The organism is Streptomyces hydrogenans, from assembly GCF_014656075.1.
GTDB lineage: Bacteria > Actinomycetota > Actinomycetes > Streptomycetales > Streptomycetaceae > Streptomyces > Streptomyces hydrogenans.
Map to the genome: position 1 here is coordinate 20979 of NZ_BNBS01000110.1, position 6252 is coordinate 27230.

Consider the following 6252-nt stretch of genomic DNA (forward strand, 5'->3'; position numbering starts at 1 on the left):
GCCGAGCCTAGCCGGGCGGACCGGGCACTTCGCAGTGCCCGTCCGGGCAGCCGCCCTCCCCGGCGCCGGGGCCCTTGAGCGCCTCGCGCCACCGTGCCGCGGCGAGGACGGCGGCGCGGGCGAAGGGCTGCCCGGCGGGGGTGGCGAGCCAGTGGGCGCGGGGCCGGTGGTCGGCCAGCGCCCAGAGGCAGACGATCCAGGCGGCCGAGGCGGTGTAGACCTGGCCCCGGTCCCCGACGACGGTGATCTCCCGCAGGGTGGCGGCGTGGTCGAGGTCGGGGAAGAGCTCCCGGGCCCGCAGCGAGCCGGCCGGGACGAGGTCGAGCGGGACGAGCTGCCGCTGGCGCAGCAGCCAGTGCCGCAGGTGCACGCAGAGCGGGCAGTCGGCGTCGTACAGCACGGTGAGGCGTCCGACGGGGGTGCCCGGGCGGGCGGCGGTGGTCGTCATGGCCGGTCCCCGGGGTCAGGCCCGGGTGGCGGGCGGGGCCCAGGGGCCGTTCCCGGGGCCGCCGGTCCATCCCTGCGGGGCGACCGGCGGGACCTGCTCGCGTTCCATGGCGCCGCGGCGGCGGATCTTGTTGAGGACGTAGACGTTGCCGAGGTGCATCACGCCGAGGACGAGCAGGACGACGCCGAGCTTGACGGAGAGGGCCTCGAAGAGTTCCCGGGCGTCGAGGACGGTCTCGTCCTGGCGCAGGTAGAGGGCGACGAAGCCGAAGTTGACGAGGTAGAAGCCGACCACCAGGAGGTGGTTGACGGCGTCCGCGAGCTTCTCGTTCCCGTGCAGCACGTCGGCGAGGAAGATCCTGCCGTTGCGGCTGAGGGTGCGGGCGACCCAGATGGTCAGGGCCACGCTGATCAGCAGGTAGACGATGTACGCGATGACTGTGAGGTCCATGCCCCACGCTCCCTTGAACGCGTTCAATTGCTGGCAGGCATGACTGTAGACCCCCTCTTGAACGTGTTCAAGTCCGGGGTGGAAAGGTGTGGCCCGCATGGTCGGGTGCGTCTAGAGTCACGCGGATGACGCTCTCTCATGACACGGCCGGCACCGGCCGCCGGACCGTCGTCCTGCTGCACTCCGGGGTCTGCGACCGCCGGATGTGGGACGGGCAGTTCCAGGCCCTCGCCGACGCCGGGCACCGGGTCGTCCGCTGCGACCTCCGCGGCTTCGGCGAGACCCCCGTCGACGCCCCGCACGTCCACGCCGACGACGTCCGCGACCTCCTCGACCACCTCGGCGCCGAGCGGGCCGTGCTCGTCGGCTCCTCCTTCGGCGGCGAGGTCGCCCTGGAGTTCGCCGTCCGCCACCCCGGCCGCACGGAAGCGCTCGCGCTGCTCTGCGCCGCCGCGCCGGTCGAGCACGAGGCGGGACCCGAACTCCGCGCCTTCTTCGAGCGCGAGGAGTCCCTCCTCGAAGCCGGCGACGTGGAGGCGGCGACCGCCCTCAACGTCGACCTGTGGTGCGGCCCCGAGGCCGGCCCGGAGGCCCGCGCCCTCGTCCACACCATGCAGCGCCGCGCCTTCGAACTCCAGCTCCCCGTCCCCGAGGAGCTCGAAGCGCAGCCGTCCGGTGTCACCGAGGACGACCTCCGGGGCGTCACCGTGCCCGCCCTCGTCGTCACCGGCGCCCACGACGTCCCCGACTTCCGCGCCATCGGCGCGAAGACCGCCGCCCTCCTCCCGGCCGCCCGCCACGTCACGCTCGACTGGGCGGGCCACCTGCCGTCCCTGGAGCGCCCCGAGGAGACCCTGGCCCTGCTGACCGACTACCTGTCCGGGCTCAACGCCCCCGCCGCAGCTGCGCGGTGATCGTCGGGTCGGTGATCCGGTCGTCGGCGGCCAGCAGGAACGCCTTCGACAGGATCACCGACAGCATCCCGCCGTCCTCCTCGAACGGCAGGAACACCCTCCCCGCCTCCCGCGACCGGTCCACCACCACGCACAGATACGCGTCCGAGGGCTCCATCAGCACGTTCCCCGAGCCCAGATGGATCCGGTACGCGCCCAACTCCCCCCGCACCCGCAGGAACCGGTCCGTCAGCTCCGCACGGTCCGCAAGGCGGGTCCGCGGCAGCAGCCGGGCCAGCGTCTCCCGCCGCACCCGCGCCCCCGCCGTCAGCTCCCCGAAGCCCCAGCTCCGCCAGTAGTCGCCGTGACCCCGGTCCTCCCCGCGGTCCCGCCACTCCGGGTCCGCCCCCACCGACGCGACCCCCACGAACAGGTCCACGTCCCGCAGCGCCTCCGACAGCACCAGCGCCGGCACCTCCGCCAGCTCCGCCCGCTCCCACGCCCCGCGCGGCCCCGCCGCACCGGCCCGCCGCTCGAACCGCACCTGGTCGGTCGAGCACAGCGCGGCGACCCCGTCCGACACCGCCCCGGCGTCGACCATGTCCACGAAGAGGCGCGCCCGCCACCGGGTCCCCTCCGCCACCGGCAGCTCGCCCGGCGCGGGCAGCTCCTTCACCAGCTCGGCGGAGTCCCCGTCGGAGAAGTACCCCAGGTGCCGCCCCGCCCAGCCCCGGCCCGTCATCAGCGCCCGCGCCTGCCCGTACCGCAGCACGTGCCCCGCGAAGCGGTTCGAGTACGAGCCGGTCTCCCGCTCCGCCGGCGTCAGCGGGTACACCTCCCGGAACACCTGCTTGAACGGCTGCCGCTCCTCCCGGTCCAGCAGCGCCGCCCGCCAGCCGGCGACCTCCTCGTCCCCGGCCCGCAGCGGATGCCACAGCCGCAGCCGGTCGTCCGCCCCGACCGGCCGCGCGGTGCCGTCCGCCCCCGCGAGCACCCAGCCGCCGCCGGACCGCTCCGGCAGGCCCGCCGTCCACTCCCCGGCGCCGTCCCCGGCCTCCCAGACCAGCGCCCGCGCCACGGCCCCCGTCACCGGCCGGTCCGCGTAGTACCGCTGCCAGTCCGCCGCCGGCCAGGAGGTGCCCGCCGCCAGGTGCTCCTCCAGCCGGGCCCGCTCGTCGGACAGCAGCGCGGTCGCCTTCCGCAGCCCCGCCCGCACCTCCTTCAGCTCCTCGGCGCGCGCCTCCCGCACCTCCTTCGGCGCGGTCTTCAGGAGCCTCCCCTCCGGGCCCCTGAAGGAGAGCAGCGCCGTGCCCGGCTCCCGTACCGCCAGCTCCGCCGTGTACGCCCCCAGGGCCGTCTCCCGCACCCCGCGGCCGTCCAGCCCGAGGTCCGGCACGGCCCGCTCCCGCAGCATCGACGGGGTCATCCCCGCCCGCGCGGCGACCGTCTCCGTGGCCCTGACGATCCCCTTGGCCACCGTCCGGTTGACCACCCGCCTCGGCAGCCGCCCCAGCTCGGCGACGGCCTCCTCGGCCCGCTCGGCCGGGCACTCCCCGAGCACCGCGACGGCCGCCGTGGCGAGCGGCTGGCTGCGGCACATCCCCCCGTGCCCGCCGAGCCCCGTCCCGGCGTGCAGCGCCACGGCCCCCACGAGGGGCACGACCCACGCGTCCGGGATGCTCGGGGCGGCCCACAGCAGGCCGCGGACGAGGGAGGTGTTGGCGGCGCTCGCCAGGGTCGGGATCCCCATCCCGACCAGGTCCGGGTCGTTCACCCGGTGCTCCTCCTGCGCGGCGATCCCCTCCAGGAGCCGCCGCACGACCTCCGGGCCGGACTCCGCCGCGGCGAGCAGGACGGCCGCCCGCTTCCGCCAGGCCAGGGTGGCCCGCGGCCGGTCCATCGGCGCGCAGTGCGCCAGGAAGGCGGCCACCCCGGGCCCGGCCAGCAGCTCCGTGTGCGCCCTGCGCATCGCCGGGCCGTAGTCGTCGAAGCCGTCCAGGACGTGACGGGGCAGCAGGTCGGTGTCCACCCGCGCCTCGCGCCGCAGCAGGGCGTCCATCCGGTCGCGGAGCAGGCCGAACCCGTCCTGACCGTGCCCGCGGAGCCCTTCGGCGATCCGGCGCAGGGCCCGGACGTGCGTGCGCGAGAAGTCCCCCGCCTGCTCGCAGGCGGCCAGCGCGAGCGGCACCAGTCCGGTGAAGCGCAGGTGGAGTTCGTGCGGGGCGACGCCCGCTTCGCCGCCCAGGAGGCGGCACAGCAGCAGGTCCGCCTCCGCGGCCGACCAGCCCAGGTCCCGGCGCGCGAGGCGGGCGAGCACGTCCCCCACGGCCTTCTCGCGGTCCCCGCGGCACGCGCGCAGGTGCACGGCGAGCGCGGCCTCCCGAAGCTCCGCCCCCGCCGGCGCGTCCAGCAACCCCCGCAGCGCGTCCGCCCCTTCGGCCGTCGCCCGCGCCACCGCCTCGCCCGTGCCGCCCACCGGGCCCGTGTTCCCCACCATGCCGACCACGGTAGGCCCACCCACCGACAACGCCCTCAGCGCGGTCTCCGCACCCCCGGCACCAGGGCGGTCGCCAGGCAGCAGCCGCCGACCAGGACGGCCGCGGTGACCAGGGGCACCCCCGGGCCCCAGGCGTCGGCGGCGAGCGGTGCCAGCGTGTAGCCGACCGGCATCGCGGCGAGCGAGAGCAGCCAGTCGTACGAGACCACCCGGGCCAGCACCTGCTCGGGCACCGCGCGCTGGACGACCGTGTCCCAGACGGGCGAGAGGAAGCCGAGCCCGGCCTGCGCGAGTCCGTACGCGCCGATGACGGCCCAGGCGGGCGCCCCGGCGGCGAGCAGCAGCAGCGGCAGCGCGTAGCTCGCGAGGGCGAGGTTGGCGGTGAGGACGGGCCGGGAGGGCTTCAGCCGGTCGGCGACGACCGAGCCGGCGAGCAGTCCCACCGCGCCCACCTGGAGCAGCAGCACCCAGGTGCCCGGGCCGCCGAGCCGGTCGACGGCGATCGCCGGGCCGAGGGTCATCAGGACGGCGGCGGCGCCGTTCCAGGCGCTGTGGGCGACGAGGCTGGTCCAGTACCAGTCGCGGGACCTGACCTCCCGCCAGCCCTCGCGCAGGTCGGCGACGAAGGACCGGCGGGGGACCGGCACCCGCTCGACCCGGAGCGCGGCGAGGAGCGCGGCGCTGACCGCGAAGGAGACGGCGTCGAGGACGAAGGCCCACCCCGGGCCGACGGTGAGGACGAGGGCGCCGGCGAGCGCGGGCCCGGCCACGCGCGTGGCGCTGGACGCGATCCCCATCGCGGCGTTGGCCCGGGCCAGGACCTCCGGGGCCACGGTCCCCTTCACCAGCGGGGAGGCGGTCGGCACGGCGAAGGCCCCGGCCGCCCCGCCGGCGGCCGAGGCGGCGGCGATCAGCCACAGGGTGGGGCTGCCGCCGAGGAGCTGTGCCCCGACGAGGAGTTGGGCGGCGCAGCGGACGAGGTCCATGGCGAGGGCGATGGTCCGGGCGTCGAAGCGGTCGGCGAGCACGCCGCCGACCGGGAGCAGCACCAGCTTCGGCACCATCGCGCACGCGAGGACGAGCGCGAGCGCCCCGGTGGAGCCGGTGGCCTCCAGGACGGCGAGGGCCAGCGCGGCGGGGATGACGGCGTCGCCGGTGAGGGAGAGCACCCGCCCGGCGAAGAGGAGCCGGAAGGGCCGGGTGCGCAGCGGGTGGCGGACGGCGGGCGGGGCGGTGGCGGCAGGGGACATGGCGGCAGGGTATTTCGGCTCCGAATAATTCGGCAACGAAATATTGGTGCGGGACCGGCCGGACCCCCGCACGTACGATCACCCCATGAACCAGCAGGACCCCGCAGCGCCCCGGGAACGGGACTGGACCGACGGCCACGTGGCCCGCTGGCAGCCCGTCCTGCCCGAGCTCGACCCCGTCGTCGAGGGCGCGGTCACCCGGATGAAGAAGCTCTCCGTCCACCTCCGCCGGGTCCGCGAGCAGTCCCTCGTCGACTTCGACCTCGAACGCCACGAGTTCGACACCCTGCACAAGCTGGCCGGCCGCGGCGGCTCGGCCGCCCCCTCCGAGCTGGCCCAGGACCTCGACCTGGCCCCCGCCTCGGTCACCGGCCGCCTCGACGCCCTGGAGAAGCGCGGCCTCGTCCGGCGCACCCCCTCCACCACCGACCGCCGACGGGTCGTCGTCGAGCTCACCGACGCCGGCCGCACCACCTGGCTGGGCGCCATGGACGTCCTCGGCCACGAGGAGGAACGGCTCCTGGGCGTCCTCACCCCCGCCGAGCGCACCACCCTCAACGACCTGCTCCGCCGCGTCATGCTCGCCGCCGAGGAGGACCCCGCCACCCCGCACTGGCACTGACCCGCTGTCGGTGCCGGGCCCCAGGGCCTGTCTGGCAATTCCCGTCGGGTCCGGCCCGCCCGGCACGCACGCTCGCCGCACGGCCGAAACGC

6 protein-coding genes are annotated in these 6252 nt (G+C 76.2%); 2 read left to right on the forward strand and 4 right to left on the reverse strand.

The annotated features are described in order from the left end of the window. Window positions 1–7 precede the first annotated feature (7 nt). Window positions 8–448 carry a thiol-disulfide oxidoreductase DCC family protein gene (locus IE321_RS32295; RefSeq protein ID WP_190225502.1) on the reverse strand — a complete coding sequence of 147 codons (441 nt, stop codon included), beginning with the start codon at window positions 446–448 and terminating at the stop codon, window positions 8–10. A 15-nt stretch (window positions 449–463) separates the two neighbouring features. After that, entirely contained in the window at window positions 464–898 is a 435-nt protein-coding gene (locus IE321_RS32300; protein ID WP_043225908.1) for a hypothetical protein, read from the reverse strand. Between the two features lie 125 nt (window positions 899–1023). Here IE321_RS32300 and IE321_RS32305 point away from each other — a divergent pair, with 125 nt between their 5' ends. After that, window positions 1024–1812: an alpha/beta fold hydrolase gene (locus IE321_RS32305; protein ID WP_190225503.1), complete on the forward strand. Its 789-nt coding sequence runs from the start codon at window positions 1024–1026 to the stop codon at window positions 1810–1812. On the opposite strand, the gene IE321_RS32310 is transcribed toward IE321_RS32305, so the two are convergent. Then, on the reverse strand, window positions 1784–4288 hold the full coding sequence (locus tag IE321_RS32310; protein ID WP_190225504.1) for a DUF4132 domain-containing protein: 2505 nt from the start codon (window positions 4286–4288) through the stop codon (window positions 1784–1786). The genes IE321_RS32305 and IE321_RS32310 overlap by 29 nt on opposite strands. Before the next feature lie 35 nt (window positions 4289–4323). Further along, window positions 4324–5538 (reverse strand): MFS transporter, encoded by a 1215-nt coding sequence (locus tag IE321_RS32315; RefSeq protein WP_043225905.1) that lies wholly within the window; start codon window positions 5536–5538, stop codon window positions 4324–4326. An 85-nt stretch (window positions 5539–5623) separates the two neighbouring features. On the opposite strand from IE321_RS32315, the gene IE321_RS32320 reads away from it, so the two are divergent. Next, on the forward strand, window positions 5624–6160 hold the full coding sequence (locus IE321_RS32320) for a MarR family winged helix-turn-helix transcriptional regulator (protein ID WP_043226002.1): 537 nt from the start codon (window positions 5624–5626) through the stop codon (window positions 6158–6160). The last annotated feature ends 92 nt before the right edge of the window (window positions 6161–6252 follow it).

Excerpts from the sequence above, each read along its gene's own strand:
- IE321_RS32295 (WP_190225502.1), bottom strand. The coding sequence starts at position 448 with ATGACGACCACCGCCGCCCGCCCGGGCACCCCCGTCGGACGCCTCACC.
- IE321_RS32300 (WP_043225908.1), bottom strand. The coding sequence starts at position 898 with ATGGACCTCACAGTCATCGCGTACATCGTCTACCTGCTGATCAGCGTG.
- IE321_RS32305 (WP_190225503.1), top strand. The coding sequence starts at position 1,024 with ATGACGCTCTCTCATGACACGGCCGGCACCGGCCGCCGGACCGTCGTC.
- IE321_RS32310 (WP_190225504.1), bottom strand. The coding sequence starts at position 4,288 with ATGGTGGGGAACACGGGCCCGGTGGGCGGCACGGGCGAGGCGGTGGCG.
- IE321_RS32315 (WP_043225905.1), bottom strand. The coding sequence starts at position 5,538 with ATGTCCCCTGCCGCCACCGCCCCGCCCGCCGTCCGCCACCCGCTGCGC.
- IE321_RS32320 (WP_043226002.1), top strand. The coding sequence starts at position 5,624 with ATGAACCAGCAGGACCCCGCAGCGCCCCGGGAACGGGACTGGACCGAC.